The organism is Arthrobacter saudimassiliensis (assembly GCF_059090665.1).
The window spans coordinates 263,469-283,155 of the sequence record NZ_JBNHFX010000004.1 but is presented as its reverse complement, the minus strand read 5'-3'; the positions used below and the strand labels follow the sequence as shown (position 1 = coordinate 283,155).

Here is a 19,687-nt window from a genome sequence, read left to right as displayed (position 1 = left end):
GATCCCACCGCACGGGGGTGCGGCAAACCGGCCAAATAACCAATCAAAATAATTGGTATCAATAAACTTGGCACACTATTGAGTTCTCAAACAACAGGTGCTCCCGGCACCACCAGCCGTGTGTTCCCAGTGGAACTTCTCGGCTGCCTCGCTCCGGAGCAACTTTTCTAGCCTACACACCTTCCGGCTCTTCGTCAACCCGGGCTTCCGGCCCTCCGGCGGTGCGGTGGGCGGTTGCTCTCCGGTTCAAGCGATTCGCTCGTTCGGCGCGGGAATCAACGGTACCACGGTTTTGGGGCGGTGGGAAACCAGCCCCCCCCTGCCAGGCCTGCAGGGGGCCGATCTGCCAGCGGTCCGCCTTACTCCGCGGCCTCGGCCGCGGACCCCTCGGCCCCCGTGGCGCCTGCCTTCCGGGGCGCCAGGTACAGGACGCCCAGGGGCGGTACGGTCAGCGTCGCGTGGGCGGGCTGTCCGTTGCAGGGTCCCTCCTCGGCGGTCACGACCCCCATGTTCCCCACGCCGGAGCCGCCGAACTCGGCGGCGTCGGTGTTCAGCACTTCGTCCCACTCCCCGGCCCAGGGCAGGCCGAGGCGGAAGTTCTCGTGCGGGGCGCCGGCGAAGTTCGCGATGCACACCAGCGGGTTGCCCTGCGTATCCCAGCGGATGAAGGACAGGGCGTTGCGTGCGCCGTCGTTCTCCTCGATCCACTGGAAGCCGGCCGGCTCGTTGTCCCGCGCGTACAGTGCCGGGGTCCCGCGGTAGATCTCGTTGAGCTGGCGGACCAGCAGCTGCACGCCCCGGTGCTGGGGCGTATCGGCGAGGTACCAGTCCAGCCCGTACTGCTCCGACCATTCGGCTTCCTGGCCAAACTCGGTGCCCATGAAGATCAGCTGCTTGCCGGGGTGCGCCCACTGGAAAGCGAGGTACGCGCGCAGGTTCGCCAGCTGCTGCCACCGGTCTCCCGGCATCTTGCGCAGCAGCGAGCCCTTGCCGTGGACCACCTCGTCGTGGCTGATCGGCAGCAGGAAGTTTTCGGTGTACGCGTACACCAGCGAGAAGGTGAGCTTGGCGTGGTGGTAGACCCGGTTGATGGGATCCTCCGACATGTACTGGAGCGTGTCGTGCATCCAGCCCATGTTCCACTTCAGCCCGAACCCGAGCCCGCCGGTATTGGTCGGCCGGGTGACCCCGGGGAACGCCGTGGACTCCTCGGCGATCATCACGATGCCCGGTACCCGCCGGTAGACGGTGGCGTTGACCTCCTGCAGGAAGGAGATGGCTTCGAGGTTCTCCCGGCCGCCGAATTCGTTGGGTCGCCACTGGCCCTCGGGGCGGGAGTAGTCGAGGTAGAGCATGGACGCCACGGCGTCCACGCGCAGGCCGTCGATGTGGAATTCCTCCAGCCAGTACACCGCATTGGCGACCAGGAAGTTGCGTACCTCGCGGCGCCCGTAATCGAAGATCAGGGTGCCCCAGTCCGGCTGCTCCCCGCGCAGCGGGTCGGCGCTTTCGTAAAGCGGCTGTCCGTCGAACTTCGCCAGCGCCCATTCATCCTTGGGGAAGTGCGCGGGAACCCAGTCCAGCAGGACGCCGATGCCGGCCTGGTGCAGCTTGTCCACCAGGTAGCGGAAGTCGTCCGGGTGCCCGAAACGGGACGTGGGGGCGAAGTAGGAAGTGACCTGATAGCCCCAGGAGCCGCCGAAGGGGTGCTCGGCCACCGGCATGAACTCCACATGCGTGAAGCCCTGCCACGTCACGTACTCCACCAGCTGCTCCGCGAGCTCGCGGTAGTCCAGGCCCGGGCGCCACGAGCCCAGGTGCACCTCGTACACGCTCATCGGCGCGTTGTGCGGATCCCGGCGGGCGCGGGCCTCCATCCAGTCCTCGTCGCCGAACCGGTAGCCGGACTCGACCACCCGCGACGCCGTCAGGGGCGGCACCTCGCTGCCCTTGGCCAGCGGATCCGCCTTCTCCCGCCAGACGCCGTCGGCGCCGAGGATCTGGAACTTGTAGCGGGCGCCGTCGGGCACCCCGGGGATGAACAGTTCCCAGACACCGGAGCTGCCCAGCGACCGCATGGCGTTCAGCGCGCCGTTCCAGCCGTTGAAATCGCCGGTCACCCGGACGGCCCGCGCGTTGGGCGCCCAGACCGCGAAGCTGACCCCGTCGATGTCGCCGAGCACGGACTTGTAGTGGTGCGGATTCGCTCCCAGAACGGTCCAGAGCTTCTCGTGGCGGCCCTCGCCGATCAGGTGCAGGTCGATTTCGCCCAGGGTGGGGAAGAACCGGTAGGGGTCGTCGAACAGATGGGTTCCGCCGCCCTGATAGGCGGCCTCGATCCGGTAGTCGGGAACGTGGCCCGGGCTGGCAGCGGGCACCGTGCCCACCCAGATGCCGTTCCACTCATGCCGCAGCGGCACGCGTCCCTCCGGGGTGATCGCGGTGACGGTCTCGGCCAGCGGCCGCAGCGTCCGGATGGTCACGTTGCCGTGGTCATCTAGGTGCGCGCCCAGCACAGCGTGCGGCTGGTGGTAGCGGCCCTCGGAGACGGCCTGCAGGAGGTCTTCGGAGACCGCCAGCGGGGCGGTGGTGTTCGCTTCCGGTGCCTCGCCCGCGCCGTCGCCGCCCCGGCTCCCGGTGCCCGGGGCCGACGCCGGTTCGTCGCCGGGTGCCTCGGACAGCGCCGCCTCATCGGCGCCCTGGGAACCAAGCGCTGCGTCGTCGGGCACCGCCGGCAGGGCCGCCTGCCCCGCACCGGGAAGGCGCGCAGCCGCGTCGTCGGGCACCGCCGGCAGTTCAGCTGCCGTGCCGGTTGCCCGTTCCGGTTCCGTACCCTTGGTGCCCTTGTTCACGGTGCCCTCTTCCTGACTCATTGGTTCATCTGCCTGCTGCTTGCCGCGGAGAGTCCGCTCCGCGTCGAGGATGCGGCGGACGGCGGCCACCGGCACCTGCAGCCACTGCGGCCGGTTGCGGATCTCGTACACCACCTCATACAGCGCCTTGTCCAGCAAAAGCGCGAGGTAGAGGGGGTCGCGGCGGTTGATCTGCGTGCCGGTTTCCTTCTCGTAGCCGCGCACGAAGGCGTCGCTGGCCTCCTCGGCCCAGCGCGCGGCCCGCCGGCGGCGCTCCTCGGTGCTGCCGCCGCCCTCCTCCGCCATCACCGCGACGGAGGCCGCGTAGTCGATTGAGCGGAGCATGCCCACGACGTCGCGCAGCGGGGCGTCGGGGACGCTCCGCTCGGCGGCGGGGCGCAGCGGCTCGCCCTCGAAGTCCAGTACCGTCCAGCCGCGGTCCGCGGACCACAGGACCTGGCCGAGGTGGTAATCGGCGTGGATCCGCTGCAGGTCGGGCAGGGACTGCAGGGCCTCCACCCGGCGGACCAGGTCCTGGACGTCGGCGTCGTAGCCGCCGACGTCGGGGCCTGCCTCGCTCCAGGCCCAGCGGATCCGGTCGGCCAGCGAGTGCAGGAAGGCCCGCCGCTCCGCCGCGTCAGGGGCGTGCGTGTCGAAGGCCCGGGCCAGCTGCCGGTGGATCCGCCCGGTGACGGCGCCCAGCTCCTCGGCCTGGCCGGTGAAGTCCCGCCCCTCCAGGGCGGCAGCGGAGGCCAGCCGCCAGGCATCGCGGCTGCCGGGGATGAATTCGCGCAGCACGGCCAGCTGGCCGGACACCCAATCCCCGCCCTGTGGGTCCTGCCAGCTGCCGGTGACCCAGCCGAGAGTCTCCGGAACATCGCGGGAACCGGTCTCGGTAAGCCGGGCTCCGACCACCACGTCGGGGCTCTCCCCGGCGGCAAGGACCCGGAAGAACTTGAGGATCAGCTCCCCGCGGTCGGTGCCGACCACCACTGAGGTGTTGGACTGCTCGCCGCGCAGCACCTTGGTGGGCAGCGGACTGACGAACGGCGGCCAGTCGGGGAAGCCGGCCTCGGCCACTCCGCTGGTGCGCTCATCGGCAGTTCCGGACTGGGAGCGCATCAGTTCCAGCCAGGCCGTGACCAGCACCGGATCGGCGGTGCCGTCATACAGCCAGCGCTCCCCCAGCGTCGCATGGGTGGCCCGGCCGATGAGGTGCTCCTCAAGCTCCGGGACGCTCTCCGCGTAAACCGTCACCGGCACGGACACCACGTCGGTGCCCTCGGCGGACTGCAGCGCGATCAGGTGCACCTCGAGTCCGGCCACACCCGCCGGGTCCTCCAGGCGCACCCCGCCCACGCGGCTGAGCGTCAGCTCACGCCCCCTGCCCGGAAACCACCGCTGCCGAGGCAGCCACGCAGTAAGCAGTTCGGGCAGGGCGGGCGTGAGCTGGCTCATTTCTTCGAGGCCTCCGATACGGTCACCAGCGGAATTGCTTCGGTATGCGGGGACGCCATGTTCGACTTGGCCGAACGCAGCCGCAGCCAGAAGAAGTCATGGCTGCCCAGAGTGATCGTCAGCGTGCCGTCCTCACCGAATGCCGGGAACGGCATCCCGCCAAAGGCATCCCGCAGGCCGCGGCCGGCGAACTCCGGCAGGTTGACCGTGGTGGCCACCGGGTGCTGGGAGAGGTTGAAGATGCAGAACATCGTCTCGCCGGGCTCGCCCTCGGGATTGTCGTCGGGCAGCTCCCGCAGGAAGGCGAGCACCGACTCCGCGTCGGTGGGCACGTTCCGGTAGCTGCCGAGCCCGAACGCCGGGTGGGTCCGCCGCACCATGATCATCTGCCGCACCCACTGCAGCAGCGAGCTCGAACTCGCCAGCTGGGCCTCCACGTTGACGTGGTTGTAGTGGTAGACCAGCGACTGGACCACCGGCAGGTACAGCTTGCCCGGATCGGCGGTGGAGAACCCGGCGTTGCGGTCGGGGTTCCACTGCATGGGGGTACGGGAGGCATCCCGGTCCTCCAGCCAGATGTTGTCGCCCATGCCGATCTCGTCGCCGTAGTACAGGAACGGACTTCCCGGCAGCGACAGCAGCAGCGCGTGGATCAGCTCGATCTCGGCCCTGGAGTTGTCCAGCAGCGGAGCCAGCCGCCGCCGGATGCCGATGTTCGCCCGCATCCGGGGATCCGGGGCATACCAGCCCAGCATCGCCTGGCGTTCCTCGTTGGTGACCATTTCAAGGGTCAGCTCATCGTGGTTGCGCAGGAAGGTGCCCCACTGGCTGCCCGTCGGGATCGCCGGGGTTTCCTCCATGGTCTGCACGATCGGCGCGGCCTTCTGGTCCCTGAGGGCGTAGAACAGCCGCGGCATGATCGGGAAGTGGAAGCACATGTGGCATTCCGGTCCGGTCTCGTCGCCGAAATACTCCACCACTTCATGCGGCATCTGGTTCGCCTCGGCGATGATGACCCGGCCCGGGTAGTTCTCATCGACCATGGTCCGCAGGTCCTTGAGGAACCGGTGCGTGGCGGGCAGGTTCTCGCAGTTGGTTCCGTCCTCTTCGAAGAGGTAGGGGATGGCATCCGCCCGGAATCCGTCGATGCCCTGGTCCAGCCAGAAGCGGACGACGTCGAACACCGCCTCGACGACCTTGGGGTTCTCAAAGTTCAGATCGGGCTGGTGGCTGAAGAACCGGTGCCAGTAGAACTGCCGGCGCACGGGATCGAACGCCCAGTTGGATTCCTCGGTGTCGACGAAGATGATCCGGGCGTCCTTGTACTTCTCGTCGGTGTCGGACCAGACATAGAAGTCGCCGTAGGGCCCGTCGGGATCGTTGCGGGATTCCTCGAACCAGGGGTGCTTGTCCGAGGTGTGGTTCAGGGGCAGGTCGATGATCACCCGGACGCCGCGGGCGTGGGCCTCGGCCACCAGCCGCTTGAAGTCGCTGATGGTGCCGAACTCATCCAGCACGTCGTAGTAGTCGGAAATGTCGTAGCCGCCGTCGCGCAGCGGCGACTTGAAGAACGGCGGAAGCCACAGGCAGTCCACGCCGAGCCACTGCAGGTAGTCCAGCTGGGATATCAGGCCGCTGAAGTCCCCGTTTCCGTCTCCGTTGGAGTCACGGAAACCGCGGACAAGGACTTCGTAGAAGACGGCCTTGCGGTACCAGTTCGGATCATTGGTCAGGCCCGGTGCGTGCAGCTGGAACGGGTTGGGCACTAGGAGCTCCTCCGTACGGACAGGATGTGGGCGGGTTCGTAGTGCGCGTCAAGGCGCACATAGTTGTATTGTCCCCACCTCCAGCTGTTGCCGCTGATCAGGTCGTCCACCCAGAAGGTTCCGTCTTCGTTGAAGTCCTCCGGATCCAGGTGCAGGGAATCCAGGTCCAGGGTCACCGTGCACTCGCGTGCGCTGTGCGGGTCCGTGTTGACGACGATGATCAGCGTGTCCTTGCTGGTCGGATCGCCCGGGCGGGTCTGCTTGTGCTTCGAGTATGCGACGGTCGCCTCGTCGGTGGTGGACTGCACCGTGAGGTTCTGCAGGTCCCCCAGCGCCGGATGCAGCCGCCGGATCTCGTTGAGCCGGGTGAGGTAGGGCGCGAGGCTGCGGCCCTCGGCCTCCGCCAGCGCGAAGTCCCGCTGCTTGTACTCGAACTTTTCGTTGTCGATGTACTCCTCCGCGCCCGGCCGGGCCACGTGCTCGTACAGCTCGTAGCCGGCGTACACGCCCCACAGCGGGCTCGCGGTGGCGGCCAGGACGGCACGGATCTTGAAGGCGGGCGGGCCGCCGTACTGCAGGAACTCGGTCAGGATGTCCGGAGTGTTGACGAAGAAGTTCGGACGGAAGAACGCCGAGCTTTCATGCGAGACCTCGTTGAAGTACTCCTCGAGCTCGCCGCGGGTGTTCCGCCAGGTGAAGTAGGTGTAGGACTGCTGGAACCCCGCCATCCCGAGGGCGTGCATCATCGGCGGCCGGGTGAAGGCCTCGGCAAGGAACACGACGTCGGGGTGCTGCTCGTTGACGGTGCCGATCAGCCACTCCCAGAAGCGCAGCGGCTTGGTGTGGGGATTGTCCACCCGGAAGATCTTCACCCCGTGGTCGATCCACATCAGCACGATCCGCAGGATTTCCCGGGACAGGCCCTCGTAGTCGTTGTCGAAGTTCAGCGGATAGATGTCCTGGTACTTCTTGGGGGGATTCTCCGCATAGGCGATCGTGCCGTCGACGCGCGTGGTGAACCACTCCGGATGCTCGGTGACCCAGGGGTGGTCCGGGGAGGCCTGCAGCGCCAGGTCCAGTGCCACCTCAAGGCCCAGTTCCCGGGCCCGCGAGACGAAGTGGTCAAAGTCCTCGAAGGTGCCCAGATCGGGATGGATCGCGTCGTGTCCGCCTTCGGGTGCGCCGATCGCCCACGGAGATCCCGGATCCTGCGCGCCGGCCACGAGCGTGTTGTTCGGCCCCTTGCGGTGCGCGGTTCCGATCGGGTGCACGGGCGGCAGGTAGATAACGTCGAACCCCATAGCCGCCACCCGATCCAGGGAGCGTGCGGCGGAACGGAAGGTGCCGCTGGTCCACTCGCGGGTGGCCGGGTCCAGCACGGCGCCCTCGGAGCGGGGGAAGAACTCGTACCAGGAGCCGCGTCCGGCGCGCTCACGCTCCACCTTGATCGGGAACCGCGGCGAGCTGGTCACCAGGTCCCGGATCGGATTGCGTTCCAGCACCTCGGTGACGGCGGGCGCGGCGGCCGCGGCAAACCGCTGGTCCACCGGCAGCGCCGTGTCGGCGAGCGCCGCGGCGGCCTGGGCCAGCACACGGGCCTCCTCCGGGGGCCGCTCCGCTGCCGCGGCTTCGAAGATCACGGCGCCTTCCGCCAGCATCAGCTCGACGTCGATGCCGGCGGCGATCTTCACCTCGGCGTTGTGGTGCCAGGTGCCGTAGACATCGGCCCAGCCTTCGACGGCGAAAGTCCAGTTCCCCTCGCTGGTGGGGCGCATCAGCCCTTCCCACCGGTCCAGCCCGATGCCCTTGGGCTTCAGCCGGGTCCGGGCGGCCAGGTTCCCGTCCGGACCGTACAGCGCCACGCTGGCTCCGACCAGGTCGTGGCCCTCGCGGAACACGGTGGCTCCGACCACCAGGTCCTCCCCGGGGATGGCCTTGGCCGGAAAACGGCCGCACTCCACCACGGGGGACACATTCATCACGGGAATCCGGCCGAACCGGAGTTCCCTGGCGGTCTGATCACGGGCTGGCGAGGCACTATGAGCGGTCACAGACAAGACGTTAGCGACAAACAGGCCGAAATGCTAAGCCAGCGTACTTTCGCCACTTGGGCCCTGATCTGCGGCAATGTGAACGGATCGGCAGGATTAACCCGGAGTTAACGCTTTCGCCCTCCAGACCCGGCGTGCCGTGCGCTAGCCTTTCCGGGGTGAAGGCCATACGCAGATTCACCGTACGCACTGTCCTGCCGCAGAGCATTGCCCCGCTCTCGAAACTCGCGGCCAACCTGCGCTGGTCCTGGCACCGGCCCACTGCGGAGCTGTTCCGGGACCTCGACCCGCAGGGCTGGGCGGCGAGCGGGCACGATCCGCTGAAGTTCCTGGGGTCCCTGAGCAGGGAAAGCCTGGAACGGATGGCCCGCGATTCGGGGCTGGCCGGGCGGATCCAGGAGCTCGGCCAGGACCTGGACCGCTATCTCACGGCGCCGCGCTGGTATCAGTCCCTCGGCGAGGACGCTCCGCGTTCCATCGCCTATTTCTCCCCCGAGTACGGCATCAGCGCCGTGCTGCCGCAGTACTCCGGCGGCCTCGGCATCCTGGCCGGCGACCATCTGAAATCCGCCTCCGATCTGGGGGTGCCGCTGGTCGGCGTCGGCCTGCTCTACCAGGCCGGCTACTTCAAGCAGTCGCTCTCGCGGGACGGCTGGCAGCAGGAAACCTACCCGGTGCTCGACCCCAACGGGCTGCCCCTGACGCTGCTGCGCGAGGAGGACGGGACGCCGGCCCGGATCAGCCTGCCGCTGCCGAACTCGCGGCGGCTGATGGCGCAGATCTGGCGCGCCGACGTCGGCCGGGTACCGCTGCTCCTGCTGGACTCCGACGTCTCCGGGAACGACGACGCGGCGCGCGGGGTCACCGACCGGCTGTACGGCGGCGGCGGCGACCATCGGCTGCAGCAGGAGCTGCTGCTGGGCATGGGCGGGGTGAAGGCGCTGCGCACCTTCCAGCGGCTGACCGGCGCGCCGGCTCCCGAGGTGTTCCACAGCAATGAGGGCCACGCCGGGTTCCTCGGGGTGGAGCGGATCCGCGAGCTGATGGATGCGGGCATGAGCTGGGACGAGGCGCTGACCGTCACCCGCGCCTCCACGGTGTTCACCACGCACACCCCCGTGCCGGCCGGCATCGACCGGTTCGAGCAGGCACAGATCCGCCACTTCTTCGCCGCCGGACTGGCGCAGTCGGTGCCCACCGACAAGATCCTCGCCCTCGGAGCCGAGAACTATGACGGCGGGGATTCCTCCAAGTTCAACATGGCGGTCATGGGGCTCCGCCTGGCCCAGCGGGCGAACGGTGTGGCGAAGCTGCACGGCGAGGTCTCCCGACGCATGTTCGCCGGGCTGTGGCCCGGCTTTGATGCCTCCGAGGTGCCCATCACCTCGGTCACCAACGGCGTCCACGTGCCCACCTGGGTGGACCCCGAGCTGACCGCCCTGGCCGCGGAGAAGTTCGGCGTCGCCGCCGTCCACGACCGCGACTGGGGGCGGGCCTACGAAATCTCCGACGACGACCTGTGGGCGCTGCGGCGCCGGCTGCGCCAGAACCTCATTGACGACGTGCGCCGCAGGGTCCGTGCCGCCTGGCGCAAGCGCGGATCCGCGGACGCGGAACTGGGCTGGACCGATTCGGTGCTCGATCCGGACGTGCTGACCATCGGATTCGCACGCCGCGTGCCGACGTACAAGCGGCTGACGCTGATGCTGCGGGACCCGGCACGGCTGAAGAAGCTGCTGCTGCACCCCACGCATCCCGTCCAGATCGTCATCGCCGGCAAGTCCCACCCCGCCGACGAGCAGGGCAAACGGATGATCCAGGACCTGGTGCAGTTCACCGATGACCCCGCCATCCGGCACCGGATCGTGTTCCTTCCCAACTACGACATCGCCATGGCCCGGACCCTCTTCCCCGGCTGCGACGTGTGGCTCAACAACCCGCTGCGCCCGCTGGAGGCCTCCGGCACCTCCGGCATGAAGGCAGCCATCAACGGGGGCCTGAACCTGTCGGTGCTCGACGGCTGGTGGGATGAGATGTACGACGGCGACAACGGGTGGGCGATCCCCTCGGCCAACCCGACCGACGGGCCCGAGACCCGGGAGGTCTACAGCCCTGACCAGCGGGACGACATTGAGGCCGCCGCGCTGTACGACCTGCTGGAGAACCAGGTGACCCGCCTGTTCTACGGGGGCACCCCGCCCATGGAGGCCGGCGCGGCCGGCCCCTCCGACCCCAGCCCGGAAGGGCCTCCGCGCGAATGGCTGGAAATGGTCAAGCACACGCTGGCGGAGCTGGGGCCCAGCGTCTCCGCGAACCGGATGCTGCGGGACTACGTCAACCGGCTCTACCGGCCCGCCTGCTCCTCCGGCCGTGCCGCCGCCGCGGACAACCACCAGGCGGCCAGGGAGCTCGCGGCGTGGATCGTGCGGGTCCGGGACGGCTGGTCGGGTGTCAGCGTGGAGCATGTGGACTCGATCGGCATCACCGACGAGCCGCAGATCGGCGACCAGCTGACCGTCCAGGCCTACGTCAACCTCGGGTCGCTGCGCCCCTCCGACGTCAGCGTTGAGGTGGTCTACGGCAGGGCCCTGGAGAACGACCAGCTCGCCGACCACTCCGTGCTTGAACTTGAGGAAGCCCAGGATCTGGGCTCGGGCCGGCATCTGTTCTCCGGGGTGATCTCCATTGAGCAGGCCGGACCGTTCGGCTATACCGTCCGGGTGCTCCCGGACCATGCGGGGCTCGCGTCCAAAGCCGAGCTGGGCCTGGTGGCCAACGCCTGACCTCTCCGGTCCCCGCATTTGCCTGCTCCCGGGCCCTGTTACGGGTTTCCCCAGGTGCCATGGCCTCTTGTCCGGTGCTGCGCGTCCGGCGACGAGTAGGATCGTCGCCAGACTAACCGGAGGGAATTATGCCTGAGCGAAGCGCTGGTCCTGAGTTGTCCGACCTGGACCTTGCCCTGGTCAACGTCCTTCAGGTGGCGCCCAGGATTGCCTGGGGCGATGCCGGAGAGATCCTCGGCGTACACCCGACAACGCTGGCTGCCCGGTGGGAGCGGCTGCGGGACTCGGGCACCGTCTGGCTGACTGCCCAGCCCAAGACCACCACCACTCCCCCGGGGCTGGCGTTCGTCGCGCTCGTCTGCCTGCCGGGCCGCCAGGACGAGGCGATCAGGGCCCTCTCCGCCATCCCCCAGGTCGTCGCCCTGGACATCTGTTCGGGGGACCCCGACCTCAGCCTGCTGGTCGCCGCCGAGAACTTCGCCGCGCTGACCCAGCTGCTGGAAGAGCGCATCGCGTCCGCTCCGGGTGTCCGGCATGCCACGATTGGGCTCTGCACCCGGCTCCACACGGGTAACCGGCAATGGACATTGGACGTGCTGTCACCGGAGCAGCTGGCCCGCGCCGCGGCGGTGGCGGCCTCGACGCAGCCGGCCGTCCCCGGGCAGGCCGTTGCCCTGCAGGAGGAACATCTCCCCGTGGTGGAGGTCCTCCTGCGGGACGGCCGGGCCACCGCCGCCGATGTGGCACGGGCAACCGGGCTGCACCCGGCCACGGCCCGCCGTTACCTGCAGAAGGTCCTGGCCAGCGGAGAGTTCCAGATCCGCTGCGACCTTTCCCAGCCGTTGACGGGCATGCCCGTCAACGTGCAGTGGGCTGCCCGGCTGGACGCCGCCGACCATGAAGCCGCAGCAGCCCTCCTCGCCAAGGACCAGCGCACGCAGGTCGTGGCCTCGCTCACCGGACGGGCGAATTTCCTGGTGATCATGTGGATGCAGTCCCCGTCGGATGCCCTGGATGTCGAGCAATCGATCCAGGAACGGGTGCCCGGCATCAGGTTCCTCGAATCGATGGTCACCCTCCGGCCGGTCAAGCGCCTCTGCCGGGTGTTGGACCAAAACGGCGTGGCCGTGGAACAGCTCGTACCCAGGATCCCGCCGGTCCAGCTTCCCGTGCCGGCCCCTTGATCTTGACGCAGCGTCACGTCCTAGGCTGAACCGGTGGAAGGGAGGCCGGGAGTGGACTGGACCATTCAGGAGGTGGCACGCAGAACCGGCGTCACCTCCCGCACGCTCCGCCATTACCATGCGGTCGGCCTGCTGCTCCCGGCACGGGTGGCCGGCAACGGGCACCGGCGCTACGGCCGCGGGGAGCTGTTGCGGCTGCAGCGGATCCTGCTGCTGCGCGGGCTGGGCCTGGGGCTGCCACAGATCCGCCGCATCCTGGACGGGCAGCAGGACGACGCCGCCGCGCTGGCCGAGCATCTGACGCCGGGCGGAAGGAGGGCTTCCACGCCGAGCACGCCGCTCTGCAGGACGCCTGGGATGACCTGCAGCGCCGCGGCCTGGCGCCGGACAGCGCCGAAAGCCAGGAACTCGCCGCCCGCCACGCGCAGTGGATCGGGGCGGGAACCGGTAACCGGCAGCCAGACCCGCAGATGCTCATCGGCTTGGCGGAAATGTACGTATCCGACGAACGGTTCGGGGCGAACTACACCCGCGAATTCGAGGCCGGTGCCCGGTACGTGCGGGACGCACTGGTATACCGGGCGCGAACCCTGCCCGGCCTAGCCTGAGGCTCCGCCGCTGAGCTTGTAGACCGTGAAGGAGTTTCCCGGCACCCTCTCCCGGTCGCCGCCGGCCAGCCGCGAGCCCCGGCGGTCAGCGGCGGACGCCGTGCAGAACAGCGGCTCGTAGCGGCGGCCGGGCCCGAGGTCCGCACCGGAGGAGCGCAGGGCCGCGGCGTCGGGCAGGGCGATCTGCTGTTCCTGGAGATGCCCGTTCAGCACCAGGAGCCCGGCCAGTTCGCCGCTGGCCGCGGCGATGACCAGCTGCAGCACCCGGTTGTCCGGGTCTTCCCACTTTTCCGGCACCATCGGCTGCCCGTCCGCGTCAAACCACAGCAGGTGCGAGGACCCGCTGTCCTCGGGGAAACGGAACGGCTGCGTCCGCAGGTACTGCTCCCGGAGCCGCAGCAGCCTGCGGGTGTCCCTGAGCAGCTCCTGCCCTTCCTCGTCCAGGTTCCAGTCCACCCAGGAAACCTCATTGTCCTGGCTGTACGCGTTGTTGTTACCGTGCTGGGTCCGGCCGAACTCATCGCCGGCGGTAAGCATGGGCACGCCGACGGAAAAGGCCAGGGTCGCCATGACGTTGCGGGCGGTCTGCAGGCGGCGCTGCCGAATCTCCGGGTCCTCCGACGGGCCTTCGACGCCGTGGTTCCAGCTTCGGTTGGAGTCGCTGCCGTCGCGGTTGCCTTCGCCGTTGGCTTCGTTGTGCTTGCCGTTGTAGCTGGTCAGGTCCCGCAGGGTGAACCCGTCATGCGCCGTGACGAAGTTCAGCGACGCCAGCGGCGTGCGGCCGGAATTCGCGAACAGGTCCGCCGAACCGGCGAGGGCCCCGGCGATGCGGGCCACCGATCCGCCGCGCCCGCCGCCGGACAGCGCTCCCTGGTCGGCAATCCAGAAGTCGCGGACGCTGTCCCGGAACCGGTCGTTCCAGTCCGCCCACCCGGGCGGAAAGTTGCCGGTCTGCCAGCCGTCGGGTCCGATATCCCAGGGCTCGGAGATCAGCTTGACCGACTGGAGCGTCTCGTCGGCGGCGCAGGCGACCAGGAAGGGGTGCCGGCGGTCGTAGCGATGGTCGGCGCCCCGGGCCAGGGCGGGTGCCAGGTCGAACCGGAAGCCGTCCACGTGGTACTCGTTCACCCAGTACCGGAGGGAATCGAGAGCCAGCTGCACCACACGCGGCTCACTGAAGTCCAGCGTGTTGCCGCAGCCGGTGACATCGAAGTACCGGCCCTCATGGTCGTGGCGGTAGTAGGCGGACTCCCCCAAACCGCGGAAGCTCAGCGCCGGCTCGCCTTGTTTTCCTTCGGCGGTGTGGTTGTAGACGACGTCCAGGATCACCTCGAGGCCGGCGCGGTGCAGGTCCCGGACCATGGCCTTGACCTCGTCCTGCACGCCCTGGGCGCCCCGGCGTCGGGCTTCCTCGGTGGCATACGCGGCGTGCGGCGCGAAGAAGCCGGCGGTGTTGTATCCCCAGTAGTTGGTCAGGCCCAGTTCCTTCAGGTGCGGTTCATCCGTGTGGAAGTGGATGGGCAGCAGTTCGACGGCGGTGACGCCCAGGTCCCGCAGGTACCGGGTCACGGCCGGATGGGCCAGCCCGGCGTAGGTGCCGCGCAGTTCCGGGGGCACCTCGGGGTGCAGCATGGTCAGGCCTTTGACGTGGGCCTCGTAGATGACGCTGCTGCGCCACGGCACGTGCGGCCTGGGGGCGCCGTCCCAGTCGAACTTCGGGGACGTGTGCACCGAGAACAGCAGCGGGCTGCCGTCGGGGCCGGGCGCGGTTTCGATTCCCCGGGCATAGGGGTCGATCAGCAGCTGGAAGGAGCCGGGCTCCCCCGGCAGGTCCTGCCCCTGGGGCCAGAACCCGTACCGCGCGCCGTACCGCAGTCCGGGCACGGGGGCGTGGTGGATGCCCGCGTGACCGTCCGCGAGGTGGCGGCGGTGCCAGCGGCCGTCAGCCTCCCAGAACACGTCGACGGCCACCAGGCCGGGCGCGAACACCGAGACGTTGGTGCCGCCGTCGGGCAGCTGCGGCAGGCCGCTGCGTACGCCCAGCGGAAAGGGCAGGGAGGATCCGCGCGGGTAGTCCGCGCGGATCGGTTCGCCAACCGTTGGTTCCGCCATGCTGCCTCTCGCCGCTAGTGTGGCCGGCCCGCCACGGTCAGGCCGTGCGCTGCCGTGCTACCTCGTACAGGGTGATGCCCACGGCCATCGAGGCGTTCAGGGACTCCATGGCCGAGTCGATGGGAATGGACACGATCTGGTCGCAGTTCTCGCGGACCAGGCGGGACAGGCCCTTGCCCTCGGAGCCGACGACGATGCAGATGGGTTCCTTCGCCAGGGCCAGGTCCGGCAGCGAGACGTCGCCGCCGCCGTCCAGGCCCAGGACGAACATGCCCATCTTCTTGAACGTGTTCAGGGTGTTGTTCAGGTTTCCGGCGCGGGCCACCGGCACGCGGACCGCGGCGCCGGCGCTGGTCTTCCAGGCGGAGGCGGTCATGCCCACGGAGCGGCGCTCCGGGATGACGACGCCGCTGCCGCTGAAGGCGGAGGTGGAACGGATGATCGCGCCCAGGTTGCGCGGGTCGGTGATCCCGTCCAGCGCCACGAACAGCGGGGCATGGGCGACGTGGCCCTTCTTCCAGGCCGTCAGTGCGGCCTCGGCCAGGTCGATCGGGTCGGCGTAGTCGTAGGGCGGGATCTGGAGGACCAGGCCCTGGTGCACGGCCTCATTGGTCATCCGGTCCAGTTCGGGCTTGTGCGCCTCGAGCACGGGAAGGCCCCGCTCGGAGGCGATCTTCAGCGCCTCACGGACCCGGTCATCCATGTCGATGCGCACGCCGACGTAGAGCGCCTTGGCCGGGATCTCGGCCCGCAGCGCCTCGAGGACGGAGTTGCGGCCGGTGACGACCTCCTCAGCGACCTTGCCGCGGACGTTGGTGCCCTGGCGTCCGCCGGCGTGCTTGGCAGCGCTGCGGTCGGAGAGCTGCTTGGCGCGGTAAGCCTTGTGGTACGGCCGATCCTCAGCCTTGGGGGTGGGTCCCTTGCCTTCCAGGGCCTTGCGGCCGTGGCCGCCGGTGCCCGTGGTGGGTCCCTTTTTGTTCTTGCGCACAGCGCCGGGACGTCCCTTGTTGGCCATGAATTCACCTTAGGTAGAGAAAAAAGCAGTACTTCCAGTTTACGCAGCCTGCCCGGCGGCCGGAGCGCGGCGGGTGGCGGCCGGCCCGCAGGCCCCGGAAGGGCCCGATCCACCGGCTCCGTGCGGGGGCTCAGGAGGCGTCGATGCTCCAGGTGGCGCCGTCAGCGGTGTCCTCGACCACGATCCCGGCGGCGGAGAGCGCGTCGCGGATGGCGTCCGCCCGGGCCCAGTCCCGCTGGCTGCGGGCCTCGGCCCGTTCCTGGAGGCGCGCCTGCACCAGTGTGTCGAGCGCAGCCCGTTCCGGGCCGCCTGTGCCCGCCGCGGCCGATCCCGCGTCGTCCAGGCCCAAAACCATGGTCATGGCCAGCACGGCGTGCAGGGCCGATTCCGCTTCCTGGGCCTCCCCCGCAGCCAGCGCGGTGTTGCCGGCCCGGACCGTCTCGTGCAGCACGGCCAGGGCCTGCGGCACGTTGAGGTCATCATCCATGGCTTCGGCGAAGCCCGCCGGCATGGAGCGCTGGATGTCCAGGACAAAACCGTGATCGTCGGTTCCATAAACCTTGGCCCGGGCCTTGGCGATGAACCCGTCAATGCGTTCGACGGCGGCCGCCGCCTCCTGAAGGGAGGTGGGCCGGTAGTCCAGGGTGGAGCGGTAGTGCGCCTGGCCGAGGTAGTAGCGGACCACCCGAGGAGAGGCCTGCGCCAGCATTTCCGCAGGACTGATGGTGTTGCCGATCGACTTGGACATCTTCTCGCCTTCGAAGGTGACCATGCCGTTGTGCATCCAGAAGTTGGCGAACCCGTGGCCGGCGGCCTGGGACTGCGCCATTTCGTTCTCGTGGTGCGGGAAGCGCAGGTCCAGCCCGCCGCCGTGGATGTCGAACTCGGTTCCCAGGTACCTGGTCACCATGGCCGAGCACTCCAGGTGCCAGCCCGGCCGGCCCCGTCCCCAGGGGCTGTCCCAGGCGGCCGTCTCCGGCTCGCCCTCCTTGTGGCCCTTCCACAGCGCGAAGTCCCGGGGATCGCGCTTGCCGCGCGGGTCGGCGTCGGGCGCTGCCTGCATGTCGTCAATGTTCTGGCGGGTCAGGGAGCCGTACTTGTCCCAGGAGCGGACGTCGAAGTAGACGTCTCCGGAGCCGTCCGGAGCCGGGTAGGCGTGTCCGCGGTCGATCAACCGCTGGATGAGCGCGTGCATTTCCGGGATGTGGCCGGTGGCGCGCGGTTCGTAGGTGGGCCGCTGGACGCCGAGCGTGTCGTAGGCCTTGGCGAATTCCTGCTCGAACCGGTAGGCCAGCGCCCACCACGGTTCATCCGGGACGACGCCGGGAGCCTCGGCGGCGCCGATGGATTCGGCGGACTTGGCGAGGATCTTGTCGTCAATGTCCGTCACGTTGCGCACCACGGTGACGCGGTAGCCGCGGAAACGCAGCCAGCGGGTCAGCTGGTCGAAGGCGATCGCGGAGCGGATGTGGCCCACATGGGGCATCCCCTGCACGGTGGCGCCGCAGTAGTAGAGGCCGACGTTGCCCTCCACCAGCGGGGTGAAGTCCCGAACCTGCGCGGTTGCCGTGTCATAGAATCTCAAGCTCACCGCTCTAGGCTAGCAACTGAGAGTTGCACCCAAGGTGCCTGCCGGTGGAAGCGGTCAGGCGGCCGTCCGGCGGTCCCGCCGTCCGGCGTCAGCCCCGGGCGACGACCAACGCGGTGGCGACGGCGGCGATGCCCTCGCCGCGTCCGGGAAACCCGAGCCCGTCGGTGGTGGTGGCGGAGACGCTGACCGGCGCGCCTGCCGCCTCGCTGAGCACCGCTTCGGCTGCCGCCCGGCGCGGCGCGAACTTCGGCCGGTTGCCGATCAGCTGCACCGCGATGTTGCCGATCTCGAAGCCTGCCTCGCGGACGATCCGTGCGGCCTCGCCCAGCAGCTGCAGCCCCGATGCCCCGGCATACTCCGGCCGGTCGGTGCCGAAGTGGGTGCCCAGGTCTCCCAGACCGGCGGCTGAGAAGAGGGCGTCGGCGGCGGCGTGGGCCACAGGGTCGCCGTCGGAGTGCCCGGCCAGGCCGCGCTCCCCTTCCCAGAGGAGGCCTGCGACCCAGAGCGGGCGGGGCGCGTCGTCGGCGGCGAACGCATGGACGTCGACGCCGATGCCGGTTCGGGGCAGCATGCTCATCAGGACTCCTGGTCGGGCGTGGAAGGCTTCGGGCCGGACTGGCTTCCGGCGGTGGGCAGGCCGCGGGCGAGCAGCGCCTCGGCAAGCAGCAGGTCCAGCGGCGTGGTGATCTTCAGCGACTCCTCCGCGCCGGGAACCAGGTGCACGGCGGCGCCCAGCGCTTCCACGAGCATGGCGTCATCGGTGGCCGCCTGCGGATCCGGCCCGACACCGGCGTGGGCCCGGCGCAGCAGCGCGGCGTCGAAACCCTGCGGCGTCTGGACTGCGCGCAGCCGGGACCGGTCCGGGGTGGCCGCAACGCGCTCCAGCCGGTCGGGGGCAGGACTCCCGGCTCCGGCGGAGCTGTGGGCACCCTGGTCGTTCGGGGACGGGGCGGCGGCCGGGGCGGCCTGCTTGACGGTGTCGACCACGGGAACCGCCGGGATCACCGCTGCGGCGCCGGCGGCCAGTGCGGCGGCCACCCGCTTGAAGACCTGCGGGGGCGTCAGCGCGCGGGCGGCGTCGTGCACCAGGACCGCGTCGAGGTCCTGCGGGAGGGCTGCCAGTGCGGCGTTGACGGATTCCGAGCGCGTCGCTCCGCCGTCCACAACGGCGACGGGGACGTCGAACCCGGCCTCCGCGCAGACCTCGCGGAGCACGGTATCACCGGCGGGAACCGCGACGGCGACGGCGGAGGCGATCCCCGACTCGAGCACCCCGGCCAGGGCGCGGGCCAGCATGGGGACGCCGGCGACCGGTACCTGGGCCTTGGGGACGCCGTAACCGAGGCGCTGCCCGGACCCGCCGGCGACCACGATCACGCCGATGCGCTGGGCAGATGCTGTGGAAGACACGCCCTCCAGCCTACCGCCGCGCGATCTTCTCCCGCCCCCGAACGCACGGAAGGCCGGTCCGCAGTGGACCGGCCTTCCGTCGTGCAGTTGCTCCTAGCTGGCCAGGACTTCGTCCAGGACAGCCGCAGCGTGGTCTTCGTCAGTCTTTTCCGCCAGGGCCAGCTCGGAGATCAGGATCTGCCGTGCCTTGGCAAGCATCCGCTTCTCGCCTGCGGACAGGCCGCGGTCGTGGTCGCGGCGCCAAAGGTCGCGAACCACCTCCGCAACCTTGACGACGTCACCGGAAGCGAGCTTCTCCAGGTTCGCCTTGTAACGCCGCGACCAGTTGGTCGGTTCCTCCGTGAGCTCGGCACGAAGGACGTCGAAAACGTGCTCGAGGCCTTCCTTGCCCACGACATCCCGTACACCTACGAGGTCGACGTTCTCAGCCGGTACTTCAATGGTCAGATCACCCTGGGCCACCTTGAGCTTGAGATACATTTTCTCTTCGCCCTTGATGGTTCGCATCTTGATCTCTTCGATCTTCGCAGCACCGTGGTGAGGGTAAACTACTGTTTCGCCAACCTCAAAAACCATGTGGATTTTCCCCTTTCCCGCGACCAAGTCTAGCATGCAGGCGACACGCCGAGAAGAGTTTTCGCAGGTCAGGTAGGTCCTCCCGCTGTTACTAGGTATTATTCCGCTTCCCGCGCCGGTTTTCCCCCCTCCGCAGGCGCCCCGGGCACGGATCCGTACCACCCCTTCCTGCCCCGCGGAAAGGGCCGCCCTGGCCGCCTTTCCGCCGCACCTCCGCGCGCCGTCGATGCCGCCCCGCGCCGTCATCGACGCCGGGGAAGCGGCAGCGGAGTCCACGATTC

The 19,687-nt window shown here is 69.2% G+C and carries 12 protein-coding genes and 1 pseudogene; 4 read left to right on the top strand and 9 right to left on the bottom strand.

All coding sequences use genetic code 11. From position 1 onward, the window contains the following. Nucleotides 1-359: 359 nt before the first annotated feature. From glgB to AC5RV6_RS16040, 3 genes are read right to left on the bottom strand one after another with little or no spacing between them, the layout of a single operon-like run. Nucleotides 360-4,310: a 1,4-alpha-glucan branching protein GlgB gene (glgB, locus tag AC5RV6_RS16050; protein WP_494008357.1), complete on the bottom strand. Its 3,951-nt coding sequence runs from the start codon at nucleotides 4,308-4,310 to the stop codon at nucleotides 360-362. Further along, entirely contained in the window at nucleotides 4,307-6,076 is a 1,770-nt protein-coding gene (gene treS / locus AC5RV6_RS16045; protein WP_494008356.1) for a maltose alpha-D-glucosyltransferase, read from the bottom strand. Before treS ends, glgB begins: the two co-directional genes overlap by 4 nt. Continuing rightward, entirely contained in the window at nucleotides 6,076-8,127 is a 2,052-nt protein-coding gene (locus tag AC5RV6_RS16040) for an alpha-1,4-glucan--maltose-1-phosphate maltosyltransferase (protein WP_494008355.1), read from the bottom strand. Before AC5RV6_RS16040 ends, treS begins: the two co-directional genes overlap by 1 nt. A gap of 158 nt (nucleotides 8,128-8,285) precedes the next feature. Here AC5RV6_RS16040 and glgP point away from each other — a divergent pair, with 158 nt between their 5' ends. The 4 genes and pseudogenes from glgP to AC5RV6_RS16020 all read left to right on the top strand — a co-directional run bounded on the left by glgP (nucleotide 8,286) and on the right by AC5RV6_RS16020 (nucleotide 12,702). Continuing rightward, a complete protein-coding gene (glgP, locus tag AC5RV6_RS16035; RefSeq protein WP_494008354.1) occupies nucleotides 8,286-10,910 on the top strand; it encodes an alpha-glucan family phosphorylase in 2,625 nt (874 codons plus the stop codon). A gap of 128 nt (nucleotides 10,911-11,038) precedes the next feature. Further along, nucleotides 11,039-12,094 (top strand): DUF977 family protein, encoded by a 1,056-nt coding sequence (locus tag AC5RV6_RS16030; RefSeq protein WP_494008353.1) that lies wholly within the window; start codon nucleotides 11,039-11,041, stop codon nucleotides 12,092-12,094. Between the two features lie 33 nt (nucleotides 12,095-12,127). Beyond that, nucleotides 12,128-12,298, top strand: a pseudogene (locus tag AC5RV6_RS16025) (MerR family DNA-binding transcriptional regulator); the annotation flags it as partial. Nucleotides 12,299-12,435: 137 nt separating this feature from the next. Further along, nucleotides 12,436-12,702: a TipAS antibiotic-recognition domain-containing protein gene (locus tag AC5RV6_RS16020; protein WP_494008361.1), complete on the top strand. Its 267-nt coding sequence runs from the start codon at nucleotides 12,436-12,438 to the stop codon at nucleotides 12,700-12,702. Here AC5RV6_RS16020 and glgX read toward each other — a convergent pair. From glgX to AC5RV6_RS15990, 6 genes are all read right to left on the bottom strand, one after another. Beyond that, nucleotides 12,694-14,814: a glycogen debranching protein GlgX gene (gene glgX, locus AC5RV6_RS16015; protein WP_494008352.1), complete on the bottom strand. Its 2,121-nt coding sequence runs from the start codon at nucleotides 14,812-14,814 to the stop codon at nucleotides 12,694-12,696. The two genes, AC5RV6_RS16020 and glgX, sit on opposite strands and share 9 nt — an antisense overlap. 37 nt (nucleotides 14,815-14,851) lie before the next feature. Beyond that, nucleotides 14,852-15,829, bottom strand: coding sequence for a 23S rRNA (guanosine(2251)-2'-O)-methyltransferase RlmB (gene rlmB / locus AC5RV6_RS16010; RefSeq protein ID WP_494008351.1), 978 nt, complete (start codon nucleotides 15,827-15,829; stop codon nucleotides 14,852-14,854). Nucleotides 15,830-15,959: 130 nt separating this feature from the next. Then, the gene (cysS, locus tag AC5RV6_RS16005) at nucleotides 15,960-17,420 is read right to left on the bottom strand and encodes a cysteine--tRNA ligase (protein WP_494008350.1); all 1,461 of its coding nucleotides are present in this window, start codon (nucleotides 17,418-17,420) and stop codon (nucleotides 15,960-15,962) included. 88 nt (nucleotides 17,421-17,508) lie between these two features. Then, on the bottom strand, nucleotides 17,509-17,997 hold the full coding sequence (gene ispF, locus AC5RV6_RS16000; RefSeq protein ID WP_494008349.1) for a 2-C-methyl-D-erythritol 2,4-cyclodiphosphate synthase: 489 nt from the start codon (nucleotides 17,995-17,997) through the stop codon (nucleotides 17,509-17,511). Then, nucleotides 17,997-18,830 carry a 2-C-methyl-D-erythritol 4-phosphate cytidylyltransferase gene (gene ispD / locus AC5RV6_RS15995; protein ID WP_494008348.1) on the bottom strand — a complete coding sequence of 278 codons (834 nt, stop codon included), beginning with the start codon at nucleotides 18,828-18,830 and terminating at the stop codon, nucleotides 17,997-17,999. Before ispD ends, ispF begins: the two co-directional genes overlap by 1 nt. A gap of 93 nt (nucleotides 18,831-18,923) precedes the next feature. Next, nucleotides 18,924-19,406 (bottom strand): CarD family transcriptional regulator, encoded by a 483-nt coding sequence (locus AC5RV6_RS15990; RefSeq protein WP_494008347.1) that lies wholly within the window; start codon nucleotides 19,404-19,406, stop codon nucleotides 18,924-18,926. Nucleotides 19,407-19,687: the final 281 nt, after the last annotated feature.

Excerpts from the sequence above, each read along its gene's own strand:
- glgB (WP_494008357.1), bottom strand. The coding sequence starts at position 4,310 with ATGAGCCAGCTCACGCCCGCCCTGCCCGAACTGCTTACTGCGTGGCTG.
- AC5RV6_RS16030 (WP_494008353.1), top strand. The coding sequence starts at position 11,039 with ATGCCTGAGCGAAGCGCTGGTCCTGAGTTGTCCGACCTGGACCTTGCC.
- glgX (WP_494008352.1), bottom strand. The coding sequence starts at position 14,814 with ATGGCGGAACCAACGGTTGGCGAACCGATCCGCGCGGACTACCCGCGC.
- rlmB (WP_494008351.1), bottom strand. The coding sequence starts at position 15,829 with ATGGCCAACAAGGGACGTCCCGGCGCTGTGCGCAAGAACAAAAAGGGA.
- ispF (WP_494008349.1), bottom strand. The coding sequence starts at position 17,997 with ATGAGCATGCTGCCCCGAACCGGCATCGGCGTCGACGTCCATGCGTTC.
- AC5RV6_RS15990 (WP_494008347.1), bottom strand. The coding sequence starts at position 19,406 with ATGGTTTTTGAGGTTGGCGAAACAGTAGTTTACCCTCACCACGGTGCT.